The 20,570-nt window shown below is 44.4% G+C and carries 12 protein-coding genes and 1 pseudogene; 4 read left to right on the forward strand and 9 right to left on the reverse strand.

Going from position 1 to position 20,570, the window contains the following annotated elements:
* Positions 1–80 precede the first annotated feature (80 nt).
* Genes AS158_RS08880 through AS158_RS08890 form a run of 3 tightly spaced genes read left to right on the forward strand, consistent with a single transcriptional unit; the run spans position 81 to position 6,022 of the window.
* Positions 81–4,694 (forward strand): alpha-2-macroglobulin, encoded by a 4,614-nt coding sequence (locus AS158_RS08880; RefSeq protein WP_156105089.1) that lies wholly within the window; start codon positions 81–83, stop codon positions 4,692–4,694.
* Positions 4,672–5,124 (forward strand): hypothetical protein, encoded by a 453-nt coding sequence (locus tag AS158_RS08885; RefSeq protein ID WP_038053677.1) that lies wholly within the window; start codon positions 4,672–4,674, stop codon positions 5,122–5,124. The genes AS158_RS08880 and AS158_RS08885 overlap by 23 nt, the downstream gene beginning before the upstream one ends.
* Complete coding sequence (locus AS158_RS08890; RefSeq protein WP_165304881.1) at positions 5,066–6,022, forward strand: DUF1175 domain-containing protein; 957 nt, start codon at positions 5,066–5,068, stop codon at positions 6,020–6,022. The genes AS158_RS08885 and AS158_RS08890 overlap by 59 nt, the downstream gene beginning before the upstream one ends.
* A 57-nt stretch (positions 6,023–6,079) precedes the next feature.
* On the opposite strand, the gene AS158_RS08895 is transcribed toward AS158_RS08890, so the two are convergent.
* From AS158_RS08895 to AS158_RS09365, 5 genes and pseudogenes are all read right to left on the reverse strand, one after another.
* Positions 6,080–8,608, reverse strand: a complete 2,529-nt coding sequence (locus AS158_RS08895; protein ID WP_165304882.1) for an ATP-binding protein — start codon at positions 8,606–8,608, stop codon at positions 6,080–6,082.
* Positions 8,609–8,635: 27 nt separating this feature from the next.
* Positions 8,636–11,353: a DUF1156 domain-containing protein gene (locus AS158_RS08900; protein ID WP_165304883.1), complete on the reverse strand. Its 2,718-nt coding sequence runs from the start codon at positions 11,351–11,353 to the stop codon at positions 8,636–8,638.
* 171 nt (positions 11,354–11,524) lie between these two features.
* Positions 11,525–13,549, reverse strand: coding sequence for a helicase-related protein (locus AS158_RS09265; protein ID WP_206516531.1), 2,025 nt, complete (start codon positions 13,547–13,549; stop codon positions 11,525–11,527).
* A gap of 6 nt (positions 13,550–13,555) precedes the next feature.
* Positions 13,556–14,833: a DEAD/DEAH box helicase gene (locus tag AS158_RS09270; protein WP_206516532.1), complete on the reverse strand. Its 1,278-nt coding sequence runs from the start codon at positions 14,831–14,833 to the stop codon at positions 13,556–13,558.
* A gap of 161 nt (positions 14,834–14,994) precedes the next feature.
* Positions 14,995–16,751: pseudogene (locus AS158_RS09365) on the reverse strand (DUF262 domain-containing protein).
* A gap of 417 nt (positions 16,752–17,168) precedes the next feature.
* On the opposite strand from AS158_RS09365, the gene AS158_RS08915 reads away from it, so the two are divergent.
* The gene (locus tag AS158_RS08915) at positions 17,169–17,375 is read left to right on the forward strand and encodes a hypothetical protein (protein ID WP_165304885.1); all 207 of its coding nucleotides are present in this window, start codon (positions 17,169–17,171) and stop codon (positions 17,373–17,375) included.
* Positions 17,376–17,388: 13 nt separating this feature from the next.
* On the opposite strand, the gene AS158_RS08920 is transcribed toward AS158_RS08915, so the two are convergent.
* The 4 genes from AS158_RS08920 to AS158_RS08935 all read right to left on the reverse strand — a co-directional run bounded on the left by AS158_RS08920 (position 17,389) and on the right by AS158_RS08935 (position 20,506).
* Positions 17,389–17,631 carry a thioredoxin family protein gene (locus AS158_RS08920; protein ID WP_011944156.1) on the reverse strand — a complete coding sequence of 81 codons (243 nt, stop codon included), beginning with the start codon at positions 17,629–17,631 and terminating at the stop codon, positions 17,389–17,391.
* 13 nt (positions 17,632–17,644) lie between these two features.
* Entirely contained in the window at positions 17,645–18,733 is a 1,089-nt protein-coding gene (locus tag AS158_RS08925; RefSeq protein WP_011944155.1) for a permease, read from the reverse strand.
* A gap of 5 nt (positions 18,734–18,738) precedes the next feature.
* Positions 18,739–19,065, reverse strand: a complete 327-nt coding sequence (locus AS158_RS08930) for a metalloregulator ArsR/SmtB family transcription factor (protein WP_011944154.1) — start codon at positions 19,063–19,065, stop codon at positions 18,739–18,741.
* A gap of 139 nt (positions 19,066–19,204) precedes the next feature.
* Positions 19,205–20,506, reverse strand: a complete 1,302-nt coding sequence (locus tag AS158_RS08935) for a DUF438 domain-containing protein (protein ID WP_038053664.1) — start codon at positions 20,504–20,506, stop codon at positions 19,205–19,207.
* Positions 20,507–20,570: the final 64 nt, after the last annotated feature.

Here is a 20,570-nt window from a genome sequence, read left to right on the forward strand (position 1 = left end):
ACGTTTGAAAATCGAGCTTCTGCTTTTCTTTCGTTAAGTGGTATCATAGAATTAACATTTTAAAAATGTGAAAGAGGGGGATGGGTATGAAGAGATTGATTTTCTTAGTTTTTCTTCTGGCCGGTTTCAGTCTTTTTGGAGGATACGCCTATTTCTCCAGATATCCCACTCTACATCCAGATGAGGGGCTCTCTTTTGTGATCTCAGATCTGGAGGATGTCACCCTGAACGTGTGGAAGATAAATGAAGAAGACTTTTTGAAGGCAGTCTTTGACCCAGAAAACTTCAATTTTTCGCTGTTAGAGATAACACGCCCCACCTACAGTAAAAAGTTCTCCTCAGAGGAGTGGAAGGAATTCTCATTTCCACTGAAAAACAAAGGATTCTACTTTGCGACACTGGTTTCCAACGAAGGAACAGTTCTCAGAAGAGTGATGGACAAGGGTCTTTTCATCGTCACCGATCTGGAGGTGATCTACTTCTCCGACAGTGAAAAATTGAGACTCCACGTGTTCGACTCAAATGGTGATTTTGTAGAAGGAGCGGAGGTTTTTCTCTTTGAAGATTCGAAACTGATCGACAGAGTTTTCACCGGCAAAGATGGTGTTGTTTCTATCACGAAACACTTCGACACGTTCTACATCAGGTACGGGGATTCTCGATTTTTTGGAGAAGTGTACTTTTCTGGTGGAGGACTTGAAAAAGAGAAGCTCTTCTTCGTCACGGACAGACCGATCTACAAACCGTCAGACACGGTCCATTTCAGAGGGCAGATCTTCTCTTTTGAAGAGGGTCTCTACAGGGCCTTTGAAAAGACGAAGGTCACCGTTTCCATCTTCGACACGAAGAACAACGAAGTTTACAAATCGGAGCTTGAAACCGACGAACTCGGTGGATTCAACGGTTCCGTGGAACTTCCAGACACAGCCCCGGTTGGACTCTACAGAGTGAAGATCGAACATGGAGGAAGATACTACTACGAAAACTTTCTGGTGGAAGAGTACAGAAAACCGGAGTACAAAGTCGAAATCGAAACGGACAAAGACGTGTACATATCGGGTGAAGTTGTGAACTACCTCGTCAGGGTGAGGTACTTCAACGGCCAGCCCGTCGCGAAAGCGCAGGTTGCCTACTACGTTCGAGCCTTTCCCGAAGAGGGAAGTGGCTATCTTGTCTACAGGGGAACGGACTTCACGGACGAAGAGGGAAACCTCAGGTTCGGTGTGAAGACAGAAGAAGGATTTCAGGGCTTTTACCGGCTGGAAGTGATCGTAACGGATGAGAGCCAGCGTCAGATCGAGGAAGTCAAAACCGTGGATGTGTACGCCGACAACGTTCTGATATCTCCGCTGACTCGGTACGTTTTTACCTCGCCGGGCAGACTGGTGAGAGTGAAGGTGAAAGTGACGGATCTTTCAGGTAATCCCTTAGATGGTTTGCTCACCGTCTCTTCCAAAGATTCAACGAGTACGGTGGTCGTGGAAAACGGCGAAGCGATCGTTACTTTCACTCCAAAAGAACCAGAAAGTTACAGAATCGAACTCTCCTTTGGAAAGGCGAAAACTCGTCTCTACGTGTACGCTTACTACAGTGCAAGAATGAGTAACGAGTTCGTCATCAACCCGGCAACGAACACGGTGAAACCCGGAGATGAACTTTCGGTTCAGATCCTTGCACCTGGTAAGGTGATGGGAGTTCTGGGAATTGTCTCAAGCAGGGTTTACGACACCATTCCCGTTTCTTTCACCGGCTCTGTCAACTTGCGCGTCGGAATACCGGAAGATATCCCCGAGAAGAATCTCTTTCTCAGCTTTGTCGGACGCGACGACACGGGTCGGATCTACAGACTGGAAAGGCTGAACGTTCTGCTCGACACGAACTTCACCACCATGAAGATACTGTTCGACAAAGATCAGTACGAACCGGGGAAAATAGCACAGATCACGATCGAATCGAACGTGGACAGAGTCTGTCTTTTCCTGGTTGATGAAGCGATATACGCCATGGTTGGAACAGAACCACCAGTGCTCGAAAATTTCCTCTACCCTTACATGAACTATCCTCAAACAGAAGGAGGATTTCCACATTACTGGAAACTCTACGTTTCAAGGGATTCGTTCCGAAACAAACTCGCTTCCCTTCCAGAGGAGAAGACCTTCGCCGACTTCAAACAGAACGCTTTCCCATCCAGGCTGAACGTCAGGGAGTACTTCCCCGACACGGCCCTCTGGATCCCTTCGCTGGAGCTCCACAACGGAACGGCAAAGGTGAGCTTCAAGGTCCCGGACAGCATCACCTCCTTCAGGGCAACGGCCTACGGTTTCTCAAAGGATCGATTCTCCCAGGCAGAAAGTGGAATTGTTGTTTCCAAAAAGTTCTATCTGATGCCGCACCTTCCGTCTTTCCTGAGAGATGGAGATGTGATAAGAATATCCGCGACCGTTTTCAACAGGACTTCGAAAGCCCTGCCTGTTGACCTCATGATAGAACTTCCCGAAAACATAGAACTCCTCGAGGGGAGTTCCTCAAGACACTTTTTGATGGAGGCGAACTCATCACACACAGAGACCTGGACAGTAAGGGCTGTCTCTGCTTCTGAAGGAAGTTTCGTGAAGTTCGTTGCGATCGGAGGGGATTTGAACGACGCGGTTTCCATGAGGCTGCCCGTTGAAAGATTCGCTTTCGAAAGGGAATTCTACAGGATTTTGCTTTTGGACGGGAAAGAGACGCTGGAAATTCCGAAGGGGCGATTTGTTTCCTCGAGGATAAGGTTTCTGGAAAGCATCGTTCCGCTCATCGAGGATAGCTTGAAGAGACTGATAGACTTCCCGTACGGATGTGTTGAACAGACCATAAGCCGGTTCTTCCCGGCCGTGGTTGCAGCAAGCGTAGGAATAGAGGTGGAGAACCTGGAGGAGATCATCCAGAGTGGGCTGTTCAGACTCTACTACTACCAGCACAGCGATGGTGGCTGGGGATGGTTCAGATTCGACGAATCCAATGATTTCATGACCTGCTACGTGATGGAAGGATTGTATTTCACCATGAAGGCGGGATACGATGTCGCAGAAAGCGTTATTCAGAGGGGAATAGAGTATCTCAAGAAGCATCCGTCGGCCTACGGATCGTACGTTCTCGATCTGTACGGAGTGGACCACGAGCCGTTCAAGCCAGAAAGCGAAGCGGATCTGGTGTTTCTGAGTTTGAGCTCAAAAGAGGCTCTGAAACAGCTGATGAACCACGTTGTCCAGGACGAGCAGAAAGCCTATCTGAATGTATCTTCTGATAACCCACTCATCAGTGATATCCAGCTCAACAGTGTCTTCCTCAGGGCTCTTGCGAAGTGGAAGGAATTCCCGGAACTGGAAAGAAAACTGACAAATTACCTTCTTCTGAAAAAAGACAGCGCTTTCTGGACTTCCACAAAAGACACATCTTTTGCCATCCTGGCTCTCCTCGAGTCGATGCCGGAGTACACTTCAACCACACTGAAGGTAGTCAACTCCGAAAACACCTTCGAACTGAAGCCAGGTGAAGAAAGATCTCTCGTTCCCGGTTCACTGATCGTTTCTGGAAAAGGCATCGTGGAGGTGGAGATAACCTACGTCGAAGTTCCGAAAGAGTCTGTGAGTGAAGGCCTGGAGATAAAAAGAGAATTCTACAAAAGGTACGAACTTCTGATAGAGGAGAAAAGAATGATTGTGGATGCCTTCGTGCCGATCGGGAGAGGATACGTGCCGATCTCAATGCATTCTGTCGAAAGAGACCAGGAAGAGGAACTCTACATCCTGCCGTACGAGTACTGGAAGAAGAGAATTGAATACAAGGGAGTTCCCCTCGAGATAGACGGTGCAAAGGTGAAAATAGGTGATGAGACTTACACGTTCTCCAGGATCGAAACGTTCAACGGCCTGATTCTCGTTGTTCTCAAAGATGAAGTGCTCGTCTACGATACGGAGAAGAACACCATCACCAGGTATCTGGACGTGATGGACGCAGGTTTCATGAAGAGTGGTCTTGTCTTTCTCATGAAAGGATTCGTGCTGATCGGTGATGAAAAGATACCCGTTCCCGAAGACGTCACGGGGCTGTCCTGCACGATGGATGAGATCCTGCTGAGGGGAGAAAACAAAACCTACTGGTACAAGAACGGAGAGTTCGTGGAACTTCCGTTCGTTGCCAGAAGGGTCTTTTTCTGGGATGGGAAGAGGCTGGTGGCGGAGAGCATACGTTTCGCTGGCTCTTCGAAGACGCTCTGGGACAGAGTTTTCGAGGTGGTCTTCGACGTTGAAGACGTGAAGATAGAGTTGGGAGACATAATCAAAACGGTGGTGAGGGTTGAAGGAGACGGGAACTACCTCATAGTGGAGGATTTCATTCCGTCCTGCGCGCAGGTGCTCTCGAACTACAGAGAAAAAGGTATCGAAGAGAACAAGTTCTCGTACAGCTGGTACTTTTCATGGGACGCGTGGTACTCTGGAAGGGAGATTCGCACTGACAGGGTGGCGCTCTTTGCCCGATACCTTTACGGTGATAGTTTCGACTACGTCTGGAGAGCGACCGCAGAGGGGGTGTTTCATCTTCTTCCGGCGCGGGTTTATCCGATGTATTCTCGTGGTCTCTACGCTCATACAGATCCAGATGTGCTTTTCATCGGGACGAATCTTGTCGATGGAAGAGATGATCAACCTTGAGCTGGGAAGAGACTTTCTGGATCGCTTTGCGAAGGTATGCGAATTCTTGAGGGTCGAACCGAACCTGGACGTGGTGGTCTTCGAGTGCGGAAGTCTTGAAGAGTTCCGCAAAATTACGGGTATGCCGTATCACACGGGTGGAGTTTACCACGAAGGTGTCATCTACACCCAGCCGTTCGATGTGCTTCGAAGGAAAAACTCTCTCGAAGGGACGATTCTCCACGAGCTTCTACACCATGTGTTGGAGACGTATTTTGATCTACCGCGGTGGATGGAAGAGGGTGTGATCCTTGCCGTGCTCGGCGTGAAACCGGAAGAGGTCTATGGCTATCACAGGGACTGTCTTTTGAGATTCATGGAGAAGGTGCGTTATGAAGAGATACCTGATCTTGTTGATCGTTACAGGCGTTCTTCTGTGGAACGTCGTTGAGGTTTTGAGGTTCAGAGTGGAGTTTTCTGAGGGCACTTTCGTTTTGAAAGACGTCCAGGACGTTTTCGTTCCTCTTGAAGTCAGGGGAGCGAAGGTGGAGTGTTCTAAAAACTTCGTGCTCGAAGAAAACGGTGTTCTGATTAAACGGGTGAGGCCCGGCGAGACCGTAACTCTGCACTTTGAAAGCGGTGGTATCTTCAGGGTGGAGAAGGAACTGAAGATCGAAGCCAGAGCCAGCGAGGAAGACAGCGACGGCGACGGATACCCGGACTCTCTGGAGCTCGACAGTGAAGACAGCGAGAGGTTCAGAAACTGGTTCATCTGGATAGCACTTTCGGCATTCAAGAACGATCCCCCGCTCTGGCCGAAAGAGGAAAGAGACTGCTCGGGTTTTGTCAGATACTGCGCAAGAGAGGCACTGAAGAAACACACAGGAAGCTGGTTTTCTCTCTCAGGTTACGACGGCCCCCTCTGGGAAGACGTGGAGAAGTACAACTACCCGAATCTTCCACTGGTTGGAACGAAGATGTTCAGGATAGAGAAGGGGCCTTACAATGGAGTGGAGGACTTTTCGGGCTTTGCGGTTGCGAGGATTCTTGTGGAGTGCAGCATGGAGTTTGTCACAAAGAGTGTCTCGGAAGCGCTCCCGGGCGACATAGCGGTTTTCTTCCATCCAGAAGACGTCGAGATGCCGTACCACCTCATGATATTCGTCGGGAACCTGAACCTCGCTGATCACGAAGGGTGGTTCGTGTACCATACGGGTCCGATCGGAGAAAGCCCGGGAGAGCTCAGATTCGTCAGATACTCCGAACTTGTGAACTACGACCCCTCCTGGGCACCCCTTGAGATAAATCCGTACTTTCTCGGGTTTTACAGGTTCAGGTTTTTGGAGTGATAGTCAATCGCTTACTGGCTTAACTTATGGATTTCTTAACACCAAAAAATAACGAAGCTACTTCTCTTCCTCGATCTTAATATTCGCTTGATTTAGTGCTTCCAGTATTTTGTCTTCATATTCTGATTTACTGATCCTTCCATTGGTTGCTCTTATGGTAATCTTCACTTCACACTGCTCGAATTTTCCTCTCAAATAGTTTATGATTTTGACCACCGATGATATCTGACCAACCGGAACATCGAGTTTCAAGTACATTTCCGTACGTTCTTGTTCGAATATTTCATTTTCTCTTTCTTTTTCTCCTTCAGTGATTTCCTCGCCAGTATCTTCAACACCTGATCGTCCTCTATCAATTTTCTCTTCTACTTTTTCTTCTTCCCTGCAAAGTTCCGGCTTGGTGATAATTTCACCTTCATAGAGGTCGATTTCTACGTCTTCTCCTATGTATTTGCAAACGGGCGCATCATCTTCAAGATATCCGAACCCGAATAGTCCGTTTTTAACACCTTCTTTAATCCCATTTATAAATCCTTCTTTAGAAACTATTAACTCACCGGGGGTTTTCAAGAAGGATTCGTACAGTGTTTTGACTTCTATGAAATCTCTCTCAGAAAGGTATTTACTCTTGATTACCTTGGGAGATATCTTTTCCAGAATTTTCTCCTGATTCCTCAAATAGTTGTAAATTTCCTCATCAATTTTTGATTCATCAAAAGTTGGTAAACTTAGATCGAATTCTTTGAATCCATTTCTATCAGGAATGAACAATTTTCTGTAAAACTTTCTCAGCTCTTCATATTCTCTGTTTTCGTGGTTTTTTACCTTATTTTTCAACTCACTCTTTTGAGCATCTGATAAATTCAGCTTTTTGTCCTGCTCTATCTGCCTTAGAGTGATCAGCCTTCTCACATAAGAGTAAAAAGTTTCTTTTTGATTCTCGTCGGTACACAAGAATATCAGTGTGTTTCTGTATACCCTTGGACTTTCGCCACGACTTTCCAGAAACTCCCTATCCGGATAACTCGAATCGAGGATCACCAGTTTGAGATTTTCGTCGTCTGGTACATCCTTTGAAAACTTCGGATGAATGTACACCTTGAATTTTGTTTCCCGTGATATGTGTCTTTTTATCATTTCCTTCTCTTCCTCACGAACCTCTTCATCTGAGATGTTTTCCTCTCTTGAAACAATGATCTTGTTGAGATTCGGCTGATTGACGAAGAAAAGACCCTCATCTGAAAGGTAGAAAAGCTTTTCCTTGAGGTAGTTTATTACGGTATCTATAACGTTACTTGGGAAAGAAGGCTCAACAGTGCTCAATTTGATTTCTTTTATTCCCAGACCCCTTTCTCCTCTTCCTGAAAACGATGTCATGAATATAGTTCTGCTGACCACAGTTCCAAGTTTGTAAGATAAATAAGAAGATCCGATCATCTCATCTACCTTTCTTGCTCCGGAACCTTTGGAAGTTATATCCTGAGCGATGATGCTGTCCCACTCTTGACCGATATGTTTGATGAGTTCGCGTCTCAGTTCCTCGTTATCGAGGTTGAAATCCCCCAGGCGAATAAATGGAACGTTTTTATCGAGTAAATCGTGGACAACAATGGAAAGCAGTCTCAGAACTCCTCTCGTCCGCTGGAAAGTGGCAAATGAACCCCACCTTTTGTACAAAACATCGATAACCTCTGGCTTAAACGGATAGCTTTTGAGAAATCTTTCTTTGTACTCAGATATCTCTTCCTCAGAGAGAAGATTCTCTTTCCTCGCGTAATCCACAAAGTAATCAACAATCTTTTTTGCTTCTTTTTCATCAACTTCTCTGAACAATCTGGCTCTTATCACGTGTTCTATTTCATCATCTTTTACAGGCGCGTAGATCTTTTCTATCCTGCCAGTTATCTTCTGAAGCTGTTGAAACATTCTTTCAGCATTCTCATCATAATGTTCCAAAATACTTGAAGGTAGTGTGAGAACCAGAAGAGCGTTACCCACGGCTGAGACAGCACCTGTGAGTTCCTGAATGAACGCGAAGGTCTGTGCAGCAAGATTTGAGTCTCCAACCTTTATGCCAGCTGCCTTCGTTATGTACTCAAGAACCTCATCCATGAGAACGAGTACTGGAGAATTCTCAGATAGCAGCTTCAGTAGTACTTCTTTCCCTGGAGCAATTTCCCCTGCTGTGATCTCAATCTTACCTGTAAGTTGTTTTTCGAGTTCTTCCCAAAGCCTTATTTCCTTTGGATTGAGGGCAGTACCATCAAGAACAACGACCTTTGCATTCCATTTTTTCGCTTTGTGATAAAGGGCAATGAGCGTGTGGGTCTTACCTCCGCCGAAAGGTGTCTGGAGTTGAATTGTGGAGTCTCCAGTTTTTCCCTCAAGTCTATATTTTGCAATTTTCAGTATATTCCTCAAACCTTCTGTGATATAGGTTTTTTTGAAGAACAGATCGGAATCCTGATAATCTTCAGGAGCTCTTCCGTTTGCCACCTGCCATAAATCCGCAGCGAAGACGTCCATGGTCAGGCGTCCTTCAACTATATCTTCATGAGGGATCGCTATCTGGGTGAAAGGTTTCATTCAAACCACCTCCAGATTTTTCCTCAGTCAAAAGAGTTTCCCTTGACCGTTCAAGTTTCTCAGCTCATCTTTTATCCTGTCTTTCCCACTCAAAAAACCATCGAGGAGTTTCTTTTCTTTGCTTTCGGTCGGTAGAGTTTCAGAGATCGCTTGAGCTACCTTGTAGAACGCTTCTTTTGTTCCAAAGCCCGTTTCTTTCAATACTTCCTTTATTTCTTCCTTTCTGTTTTCTTTCCACAAAAGCAGAACTTTGTGGAGAACGTCTATCATCTCCCGGGATTCCTTGAGTTCATCGAGTTTTCTGTCCTGCGGACCGAGGATTCTTATGTATTCTTTTTCTTTCTTTATGAATCCTTTGTTCCACTCCTTTTCCAAGTCCACTCCGATTGATTGGGCAAGCTTTCTCGCGTCATCGAAATGGACTTTTGATTCTCCATAGGTCCATCTCCAGAGAAGGTAGAACCTTGTGAGTGGTGAAAGCTCAGCGGATATGCCGTTATGTAAGATCTGTTTCACAGCGTAATCGGTCACGACCTCACGAACATAGTTCAGGAGTTTTTCGGTACTCACCTCGTTCCCCTCGTAATCCATTATCTTCTTGTACTTCCCGAATATCTCAATGGCAGAGCCAATGGCAGAGATGAAATAGTCAGCACCACTCACACCTTCTTCCCAGAGCATTTCAAGCTTTTTTGTTATGTGGCTCTTTATTTCCTCCTTTACCTCGTTCAGCCAGCCTGTTTCCTTTCTTTCCACTTTGCGGCACACAAAATATATAGAAGAGGAAAGGGCAGCATTACCTTTTGCAAGTAATCTTGCCTTCATCTCCGTGTCAATAGGCCAGGAGGCAGTTGGAACAAGTCCAGAATCAAGTAGAGAATTAATAAGCGTCTCCCAGCCAGAGGTTGATTTATGGGTGTAAACAATGGTAGCAATGCCGCCCGGTTTTAGAACTCTGGAAATCTCTTTGAATGCCTGCTTTAACATCTCTTCAAAAAATTTCTTTGCATCATTTTTTGATTTAGCTCTTGCAGGATCAGCGACGATCTCTTTTGATTTTGGTGTGAGGAGTGTCATGAAGAGATCTGGATGGAGCTCCCCTATACTCCTTTTGAGCCAGACATAGAAGAAATCAGAGAGAACAGAGTAGTTGATATTGTCGTAATAAGGTGGATCAGTGAAAACAGCGTCGAAGTAGTTGTCGGGATAGGGTAGTTCTGTGGCAGAGGCTTGTTTAACGGTAGGAATAATCTGTTTGCCCTCGTCTTCTACAGGTGGAATTTGGGAGAGGTGGGAGAGGACATTGAGAATCCAATCCAAATTCTGTTCTACTCCTCCGGTAGCTCCACTAAAAGGATTTATATCTATAAAATCCCACATCATTGGGAGTGCTTGTCTTCCAAATACATTTGCTGGAGTTTCTCTCATAGGCTCCCATCGTGTTAAAATAGAATAGAAAGGAACAGAACGGCTTATCATAATTCCCAAATAACTCACCACCGCCTTTGCATACTCTTCCCCATACCCTTCCTCAATCATCTTCTTGTACGCCAGTTTAACCTTTTCAGTGAAAGTTATCAAAGCCAGCTTCTGGCGGGCGTTGAAGAGGTCGCCCCATTTGAGCATGCCGTACATTGGCATTCTGTCAACTTCGTGACACTTTTTCAAAATTTCCTCATCCGGCACAGGGTCAATTCCCCATTCCTCCATCAATTTTTGCCTCTTTTCTTCAAGATACCTTTCCGCTTCTTTAAATATCTCCAAATCCTTTTCTGTTGCCAGCCTGTATCTCTTTCCCTGTGTTCCTGGTTTGTGCAAAACCACAGCGACCATTCTTTCTCCTGCTTTCCCTTCTCTAAAGAGTTTTCTTGTTGTTTTGTCATCAACAACTGATCCGCAGACGGGGCAAGTTGCAACCGCATTTGAGATTGTTCCCTTTGATGGGTCAAATCCTTCTGGCATTTTTTCATACCCATCCCCGACGATTTTGAACTTAACTTCGTTTCCTTCGACGTATGGGTACAGCGCCACTTTCTTGTTACTCTTCTTCGCAAGCCAGAATTGACGCATCAGTGGAATTTCAGCACCACAGGCAGGATTCTGGCATGGAATTGTTCTCGCCCAGATATAACCAACCGGTATTGATCCATCCTCATCAGAAGGATAGAATTTACCAATCTCCTTCTTTGCTTCTTTCAGAATCCATTTTCCCCATTTCTTCACATCTTCAAGTAATGGATTGACTTCTATTTCTGCTTCCAATCCCATACCATTTTTTACATTTTTCCTCACAGGTTTTCCGTATTTTTGAGGATACTCAAGAGTACATTTCAAAATGAGGGTGGCTACCGGGTTGTATTCGACTGCGTGAACTTCGCAACCAAGTCTCAAGGCTTCAAGAGGTATGGATCCACCTCCTGCAAAAGGATCGAGCACTCTCGGTGGTTTTTCTCCGCTGGCTCTCAAAATATCTTCCCTTGCTTTTTGAATAATCTGGTGGTTTAAGCTGTTTTCCCACTTTGAAAGATCTATTATGAACTGCCGTTTCTTCTCCCATTCCACAGGATCATCTGTTGCGGGGATCAAGGCTGCATAATTCGTCGCCCTCGACGAGGCCAGAGGGCGGCGTGCCCACCAGATATGTAAAGTTGATATATGCCCGTGCCTTATGTTCTTTTCTTTTGCAGAGATTTCACCAACTTCTTTAATTGGAAAGCTTTCTTCGATGTATCTTTTATCAATCATACTGTCCTTCCCCTCGCTTTCGGATCTTTTTGACGATCTTTAAATATATGATAAACCGCTTTACTGGTTTTTCTGATTCTTCGGGTATGGTGATATGTGTAAAACACAATGTGTCAGCAAACGCGCAGAGAGTATTCAAAAATCTATCATTTCTGAATTATTCAAACTCACCTACTCTTTTATCCCTCTATTTTTCCACTCTTCAACAGGAATTATGAATCTCACAACCTCTACCTTCTCCTGTACCTTCAGATTCTCAACGGGATTCTGTACGATGTACAACTCAGGATTTGTCGCAGCGTTTACCACTATGTAAAGATAATACTGGTCCTTGAATCTTTTCGCTTTAAGCCACTCGTTCGGAGTCAAAGCAACATCTCCAACACCGGCTCGCGCTTTCACTTCTATGTATCTCACTTCTCCCTTTCCCTTCGAACGAATGTCGAATCCCAGATTTTCTGCGGAAACATCCTCTGGTTCTCTTCCATGCCTTTTTTCGTATTCCATCGCTATTTTCATACCTATCTTTTCGATCTCTTTGCTTTCGACCATGTCTAACTTCTCAGGGATTATCCGTATGACAGTGAAAAGTTCCGGAACAGTTGTGGTAAGACTTTGCTCTCGTTCTATTTCTTCTTCGAGTTCCTTTCTTGCTTCTTCGTACCTTTTCTTTCGTTCCTCTTTGTTTCTTATAGCAAGATCAACGTTCTCTCCCTTAGCTTGCCTCTCATAAAGTTCAACAAGCTCTTCATCAAGCTTTGCAATTAGATAATCAAGGGATCTTAGCCCGTACTTTTTCTTGATTTCAGCCTGTCTTTTTCTCTCTTTCAGGATTTCGTTCTTGTATTTTCCAACAAGATCAATGGCTACTTCCAATGCTCTCTCTTCATCAGAATCAGAAATACTCTCATTGATTTCCTGCTTACACGGAGAAAGATCCCACAGAATTGCAGGATTGACCTCTCTAAAATCCCTTCCGTCGTCGTATATGGCCAAAATTTTTCTTCCCGCCACTGTGCCTTTTCCATCCTTGACTTCTCCAACGTAGAACCAAATGAATCCATCAAGATTCCCTGAAGGATCCTTGAATACAGCTCCTTTCTTAGCATCATCTGCAAAATTCTTGATTATCCACTCAAGAAGAGCCTCGAATAACGGATGGCCAAACGAGATGAATTCGGCGTCAGGATTCTTGAAAGCAATTTCCTTGTCAAAGGCTGCTTTCGGATATCTTCTCATTATCACACCGTATCTGTTTTTGAACTCAACACTCTCTGCAATCTTTCTTATTTCATACGGGATAGAATCTATAGCAATGAGGCCTTCCTTCAAATTTCTTATTTGTCCACCGAGTTTCTGAAAAGCCTTCTTAAAGAATTCCTCCACAAACTCCGGAATCAATCGATATTCCCTTGCCCTTTCCGCCATCTCTTTTATTCTCGTGTAGTCTATGAACCTCGTTGCAAGGCTTTCTCCAAGTATTTCTTTTATCTTAGAGATATATTCTTCGTCAGGTTCTATATCCAGCTCCTTCAGAATTTCATCCATGCTTTTTGCATTTGTAATTGCGTCGATTATCAGCTGGTAGAGATTCTTACCTTCAAACACATCTCCGATAACATCAAAAACCCTGTCACTTCCAAGTTTGTTTCTAATCTCTTCAAGTTTTTCGAAGAGCTTTGCGAGAACTTTACCTTCCAGGGTGTCTTCCGCTACGAGGTTAAAAATATAAACATCTTTCTGTTGTCCGTATCTATGAATTCTTCCCATCCTCTGCTCAAGTCTGTTGGGATTCCATGGTATGTCGTAGTTTATCATTATATGACAAAACTGAAGATTTATGCCTTCTCCAGCGGCTTCGGTCGCAACCATGATCTCGGTTTCATCCCTGAAAATCTTTTCTGCCTTTATCCTCTCATCTATGTTCATGCCACCGTGGATGTAGTTTACCCTGTAACCCCATGATTTTATCTTCTCAACAAGATAATTGAGAGTATCTTTTGATTCAGTGAATATGAGTATTTTCTTGTTTCCTTTCATCTCTTCAATTTTCTCGAAGCCTTCTTTAATAGCTCTCCTTAATTCTTTAAGCTTGACTTCCTCTTCGCTGGTTATAACATCCTTTGCCATCTCAATAAGCCTCTCAAGCGTCTTTATCTCCCTTTTTAACTCATCCGGATCTTTTGCAATCGTCACAGTTTCCTATTCTTCTTCCTTTTTCCATCTTTCGCTTTCTTCCATATCATCCAGCTCTTCGAAATCATTGGAAATTACCATCTCTTTTGGCTTTTTGTTACCCTTTAAGATCCGTTCGAGTCTTTCCTTCCTTCTCTCAAGAGATTTCAAAAGAGCATACGTGCTGGATGCCATCCTCCTCTGGAGTATCATCAAAGCAAATGCGATGTTTCTACTTTTGTCAGATTGCATCGCTCTGTTGTATTGCTCGATTACATACCTTGACACTTCATTGTAGAGTTTTTTCTCAGACTCTGAGAGATGAAACTTTATGGTTACCGGGAATCTTCTTGTGAAAATTGGTTTTCCTTCGAAGTCTTTCAGATCTTCTTTCAATCTTCTTATGAACAGAGGATTGTCTTTATTTTTCAGAGATTCTTCCACCATTTCGTTTGTAGCGAAAAAACCGGGCATGAGAAGATCCAGAAACAATCTGAAGTTTTCTGGATCTCCTCTATGCGGAGTGGCAGTGAGGAAAATGAGATGATTTGACGTTCCAGATAGAACTTCTCCCAGCTTGTAACGTTGAGTTTTCTTGGTCTTATCTCCGTATCTATAAGCTGACATTTTGTGAGCTTCATCGACTATTGTGAGATCCCAATGAACTGAACTTAAACTCGCTACTATTTCATCTTGTTTCGCGAAATCAATGGAAGTTATAATCTGATCGTACTTTTCCCATGGATTTTCTCCGTAATGGGAATTGAAGGCACCTCTGTCAAGAACTACGAACTTCTCATCGAACTTCTCTTTTAATTCCCTTCTCCACTGGTCCTTCAAATGTCCTGGAACAACTATCAGAATCCTGTTTGCCAATCGTCTCAATTTCAGTTCTTTTATGACCAGTCCTGCCATGATTGTTTTTCCTGCACCCGGATCATCGGCAATCAAAAATCTTATATGCGGTTGTTTTAAGATGTAACCGTACACGGCCTCTATCTGAAATGGTAGTGGATCTATTTTTGAAACATTCATTGCAAGCAATGGATCAAATAATGAAGCGTATTTAAATCTTGTTGCTTCTATTACAAGAAATGTATCCTGTGGGTTAGCTGAGAAGTCAATCAATGCTTTCATGATTCGCAATTTACTTAAATCATCTCTTTCAAGTATATCGTTAACATACTTTTTTGAATAAATAGTTGATCCTTTAATATAAACACGATTCATTATTTCTTTTATTTCATCGACCTTAACTGGTTCATCCCAGAAAGGTCCTTCGATAATATTTCCTTTTTTGATCATACTTTTTCACCTCGGTAAAAAAGTCAATTCCCCATTTCTCTTTAATCGGATTATAGCATTCTCAGACCAGACAATTTAAGAGTTCATCAAAGACATTGCGTTGTATCAACATATTAATTTTAATCTTCATAACGAAGCTGTTTTTTCTGAGTCAATCATCCTTATTCAATTAGACTCTCAAACCCTTTCCGAATGATTTCTGCCATCCGGCGTCGGCGTTCCTCCAAAAATGTCCGGTAGTCCATGTTGTACCAGCCCTCGGGCAGTGCATGGTACCAGTACATTTCTTTGAGTTTGTCGGGTGGGAAACGACGTTCGTATTCAGGTGCGTAGTCTGAAGGAGGGCGATCTCCTATATCAACGTTGTCGTGCCATTCTACCAGAGCGAAATTGGCAACCTGGTTTATGTCGTGTTTATCTTTGATGCCCAGTTTTTCAAGGTGTTTGCGCGGAAAGAGATGGTGCCTTTCCAGCGCTGATTTGTGCGATTGTGATGTGGGATCGAGAAGGTCACGAACCTTCATAGAAGAGTAGAGTACCGGAGCGTCGAGCAAACAGAGAGCTGCAAAGAAAGCGTATTGTCCCGGATTGCGAGCGGAAGCTGTGGCCAGTTCGTTAGGGAGCGTGACAGTCCAGTAATCATTTGTCAGGACCGCCGATATTTCCTGTTCCAGTGTCCGAATGAACTCTTCTGAACTGGAACAGTTTCGTATCAATGCGAGATCCTGTTCCATACGAGTTTCAGGAGAAGAGGAGTAGCGACTGGTGAGCGAACTCATGAAGAACCATCGTGCCATCAGATTGCGGAGAGTGTGCTGGTCCAGGCCAAAGTCTTGCTTGCCAATGAGCCAGAGGGAGTAAGTGTAAACCAGCGCCATTTCAGAGGTAATAAGACTGGGATGGATATATCCGGCACGCTTTATCACTTTCAAAAAGTCGTGCCAGTTTTGTAAGCTGAGGACATCATCCTGTGCTTTTTCAGGAGAGCGAACTGGGCATCGCGACGTTCCGGTGAGAATTCACCAGTTTGAAGGTCCTTGCCCCGTAGAATGGAATACACGTGTTCCAGCCGGGCACGACGAAAAGCCAGTACCACATCGATTCTCAATAGTTGATCCGGCTGGGGTTTGAAGTATGGGTTGTAAGGTGAAGGACGATTATCCGAAGGAGGATGCTTGGCCTGCCGGCAGAACTCTTCCAGTTGTTTGCGCCCTTCATCCCAGAAAACTGACATCAACGTCAAGATGAAATCGGCCTGATTGAGTGTACGACCTCTGCTGTTTATACGAACAAATATCTCAGAAACCTGTTCTTCTGTGGCGCTGGCGGAAATTTCCAGAGCGGTCATCGGATAATTGACGAGGTTGACCAGCTTTTGAATGGATTGAGGAATTCGCTGTCGTTCCTCTTCGGTTAGACCACGCCGTTCTTCCAATCTCTTCATGAAACTGGAGATGAAATCGTACGGCGCGAAACCTTTCTGCCACAGGATGCTGATATCAGATATCCAGGTAGGATCGCGCTCAATGGATGTATTGGTGACCTCGAATTTTTCCTCCATCGGATTAAAGGCTATTCTCAAGCGCCGCTGTTGAAAGTTCTTATCTACGATGGGAACTCCCTTCATCACGGAGTAAAGGGCAGTGAGTCGCTGTTGACCATCCACAACGAGCAGGCGAGGCACTTTTTGCTTGGTACCTATCCCAATAGTACGGTGTTCACCTGGAAAACCATTTTCCCAGAAAAGAAGAGTTCCTATGGGATAACCACGGTACATAGAATCAAACAGATCACGCACACGGGTTGTATCCCAGACAAAGGGCCGTTGAATATCAGGAAGGCCTATTTCACCGCTATCGATGCTCTCCAGCAGTCCACCCACACTGTAATCTACTTTCTTAAACAAAAGATTGTTCACGATTTTTCCCCCAATCCCCTGAGAGTGATAGATTCTTCATTCCTGAACTGGTCAAAGCCTTTATTCCTGACTTTTCGAGTTCGAGGATATCTCACGATCTGTTAGAATTTTAGCACTTGAAAACTTGTCAAATCTATAACTCCCCCTGAGTTTTTCACAAGTACACCGGTTGGTGTCAAATTATATGACTGATACGATTTTCTTTCCGAATTTCGTTGAACTGTGGGGGGAGATATGTACATGAAACAAAAGACTCAGAAATTAATTGATGAAATAAGTGAAGAGTATGTAGAAAGGCCTTGAAAAATTCAGAAAAACTGGAGAAGAAAGTAAGGTCAAACTCGATTTTGGCTAAAAATGGACGAAAATTCTGTCGAATCTTTTGAAAGATTGGTACAGTGGAGAGTACAAAACTCCGTGGAGAGTAATAACAACGATAGTGTTCATTATCCTGTTATAGGATTAGCAGACGATGCCGCAGTTCTCAGTTTTGTGTGGAACAGACCCATCTCAAAAGACGTCAGGGATTACGCCGTATGGGAAGCGAAAAAGAGCATGAAAAAACTCTTCAAAGAGGAGGGGATGATACAAACAAAGCCGCCTGAGAAGGCGGCTTTATCTTAAACAGAGTTCTGTTTTAAGCCTGCTGAAGTACCTTTTTGACTTCATCCAAAGATGGAATTCTGCCAGAGATGACAACTTTTCCGTCCACCGCTACCGCAGGAGTTGCCACGACACCTCTTGAGATGATCTCGTCTATGTCCTGAACCTTTTCAACGACCGCATCGATTCCCAGTTCTTCGATTGCCATTCTCACGATTTTTTCTGTCTGTTTGCACCTCGGACACCCTTTCCCAAGTATCTCCACTTTCTTTGCCATACTATCCCTCCTTTTAAATCGCTCCGTATATCAGTCCAAACAGAGTCGAAAAGATGACCACAAGACCAAAGTAGGTGAAGGCCTTTTTCCTTCCAAGGAGTTTTGTGATAACGATCATGCTCGGAAGGCTGAGGGAATTACCGGCCATGAGAAGCGCAAGAGTCGGTCCCTTTGCCATTCCAAGTTCTCGCAGAGCTTGAACTATTGGAACCTCCGTAAGAGTGGCAAAGTACATGAGAGCACCTATGACGGACGCTACGAGATTGGATAAAAAGCCGTTGCTTCCAAGAAGCGCCGTTACCACCTGCTGTGGCAAAAGCCTGGTCAAAACACCCGCGAAAAACACACCGATGAAGAGATACGGCAGTATCTTCTTTGCAAAATCCCAGGTTTCGTACAGCCAGTTTTGAACGGTGTCCCTTTTGAAACCAAACAAAGCCATGAAGAGTGCAGAAAGCCCAAGTACTGTCATTAGGGAATATTTGAAGGTCTGGTTGATACCAAGAGAACTCGTTACCAGAAATCCAAGCTGTATCAAGAAGAATATTATTCCTCTTACACCGTACTGATCGTCATCGGAGGTGAACGCGAGTCCACCTTCTCCCCTTTCCTGATAGATCATTTCCATGATCAAACCTATGAGGACAGCCGCTGTTATCGTTGCGATGAGACGGGCAAGTCCCAAATCCCATCCGAGAACTCGTGCTGTCAGAAATATCGCTGCGATGTTTATGGCAGGCCCAGCAAACAAGAAAGTGGTTGCAGGGCCTATACCCGCACCTTTTCTGTAGATCCCTCCAAAGAGCGGAAGAATGGTGCAGGAACAGACGGCCAAAATACCACCGGAAATCGCAGCAACAGGATAAGAAATGATCCTTCTAGCGTTTGGGCCAAGGAGTTTCAAAACGGCGTCCTTTTTGAGCATCACCGATATCGTTCCCGCGATGAAGAACGCGGGAACAAGACACAGGAGAACATGTTCACGTGCGTATTCGTGGAGCAAATAGAACCCGTTCAGGATACTCTGATCAACAATTGGATGCCCGAACGGAACGAAATAGAAAGCCACAAAGATCAGTGCGATCAGGATGAAGGTCGCCAAATTTCTCACTCCTTATTTGATAGATTTGGTAAAGAACAGGAGTTAACGGTCTTAACATCATATTCCTTTCTCGCACGTTCGAGAATAGTGAAAAGGAACGGATATTCTTCGATGAATCTTTCATCGATCGAATAGTAAACGAAGGAATCTTCTCTGCGAGATTTGACAATGCCGTGGTTTCTGAGAACATGGAGATGCTGTGAAATGTTCGGCTGAGTTGTTCCTATATTTGCCAGTATCTGACAAACGCACATCTCTTCCTCCAGAAGAAGAGTTAAAATCTTCAGCCTGGTTTCGTTTGAAAGGATATGGAACAACTCATGAAGCTTCATATAATCACCTTCTTATATAATTTATCACTTATATACTATCAGAAAACATAAATTTCATCGTTTAAATTGGGCAACAAAGAGAAGACCTATGGGTTACAAAACGAGTGATTGAAAAAAGCGCAGGAGAACCTGCGCTTTTTCAGTCTTTCCAGTCGAGGAGCCTTTTTTCTCCTTCGAGTTCTTTTATCCTTGTGATGTCCTGCACCACTTCCAGTGTTCCCAAATAGTTTCCCTCTTTGTCCAGGACCGGGAAGTATCGTATGTGGATCTTTCTGTCACCCATGTTGATCCAGAACTCCGCAGGTTCTTTTCTTCCCTCTTTGAAAGCCTTGAGAATTTTGTTCACGATATGAACGCTCCTTGGGGGATGACAGAACTGGACCGGTCTTCCAAGAACGGTGGGAGCTCTGTGGAAGATCCTGTGACCTCCAGAGAAGAAACGTACTCTTCCGTGTTTATCCACAAAGGTTATATCGAACGGCAACGTTTTGAAAATAGCGTTCAGTTCTTCCAAAGACAGATAACCACTTTCTATTTCCATATCGTTGTCTCGAACCAACGAGTATTCGGTGTCTGGAGTGAGCATTCCGGCAACCCTTTTGATCTCATCGGGAAGTTTCTCGTAAGTTTCAGGGGAAACGGTTGGATCCATCTGGTGTGGAAGAACAGGCTCCGCTGAAGTTTCCCACTCGTCTGTCACTTCAATCTTGTAGTATCCTATGTCTTTCTCCAGCAGCTTTATCGCTTTCCACTCACCTTCAGAGAAAAGAACCTTCAGTGTCGGATAGAGTATGTTGTTTTCTCTGAAGACCATGTCTGAGAGCATCCTTGAAAGTTCCAGGGCTTCTTCTTTCAGCCGTTCATCAGATTCTTCTTTCTTCAAAAGATTGAGAAGGAGTCTTATCTTCAATCTGATCTCGTCGTGTTTGGACCAGAGGACTGTTGGAACGGCTGTGATACCTCTTCTCTCGATGTATGGGAATATCAGCATCTCTTCCCTCGTGTAATGGGTGAGACCTATTCTGTGAAGCCCTGAGACGTGCTGCACGAGTTTTTCGTAGAACTGTTTCCTGCGAGGATCGTCTTTTGGAAGAGAGAACGTGCTGGAAGCAAGCAAACTCAAAGCTTCCGCATCTTTTAGTATCTGTTTGTTCTCCTCGTAGAGCGTCCTTAGCGGGTGTCCATTCGGGAGCTTTTCTATTTCTCTGCCGGCTTCTGACACGGCTCCCCTGAAGAACTCAACATGAAGATCGCACATCTTGATGATGTCTCTTACGTCTATCTCACCGCTTTTTATCAATTCCTGCTCGATGACGGGTATCTCGAACGGTGGAATCTGCGAGAGCAGTTCTCCGAATTGTTTTTTCAAAGATTCCACGTTCTCACCTTCGTGGAGTTTTTTCAGCACTTCCTTAAAAAGTTCCACTTTTTCTCTTTCCATAGGAATCTCCCCTTTTTAATTATTCTCACCTAATTACCGACTCCGAGCATATTATAGCACAGAA

Origin of the sequence: Thermotoga sp. 38H-to, from assembly GCF_011057665.1 — a bacterium.
In the GTDB taxonomy this organism is placed as follows: domain Bacteria; phylum Thermotogota; class Thermotogae; order Thermotogales; family Thermotogaceae; genus Thermotoga.

Coding starts and splice junctions, on each gene's coding strand:
- AS158_RS09270 (WP_206516532.1), bottom strand. CDS start 14,833: ATGATCAAAAAAGGAAATATTATCGAAGGACCTTTCTGGGATGAACCA.
- AS158_RS08900 (WP_165304883.1), bottom strand. CDS start 11,353: ATGATTGATAAAAGATACATCGAAGAAAGCTTTCCAATTAAAGAAGTT.
- AS158_RS08880 (WP_156105089.1), top strand. CDS start 81: ATGGGTATGAAGAGATTGATTTTCTTAGTTTTTCTTCTGGCCGGTTTC.
- AS158_RS08885 (WP_038053677.1), top strand. CDS start 4,672: ATGGAAGAGATGATCAACCTTGAGCTGGGAAGAGACTTTCTGGATCGC.
- AS158_RS08920 (WP_011944156.1), bottom strand. CDS start 17,631: ATGGCAAAGAAAGTGGAGATACTTGGGAAAGGGTGTCCGAGGTGCAAA.
- AS158_RS08895 (WP_165304882.1), bottom strand. CDS start 8,608: ATGAAACCTTTCACCCAGATAGCGATCCCTCATGAAGATATAGTTGAA.
- AS158_RS08935 (WP_038053664.1), bottom strand. CDS start 20,506: ATGGAAAGAGAAAAAGTGGAACTTTTTAAGGAAGTGCTGAAAAAACTC.
- AS158_RS08890 (WP_165304881.1), top strand. CDS start 5,066: ATGAAGAGATACCTGATCTTGTTGATCGTTACAGGCGTTCTTCTGTGG.
- AS158_RS08930 (WP_011944154.1), bottom strand. CDS start 19,065: ATGAAGCTTCATGAGTTGTTCCATATCCTTTCAAACGAAACCAGGCTG.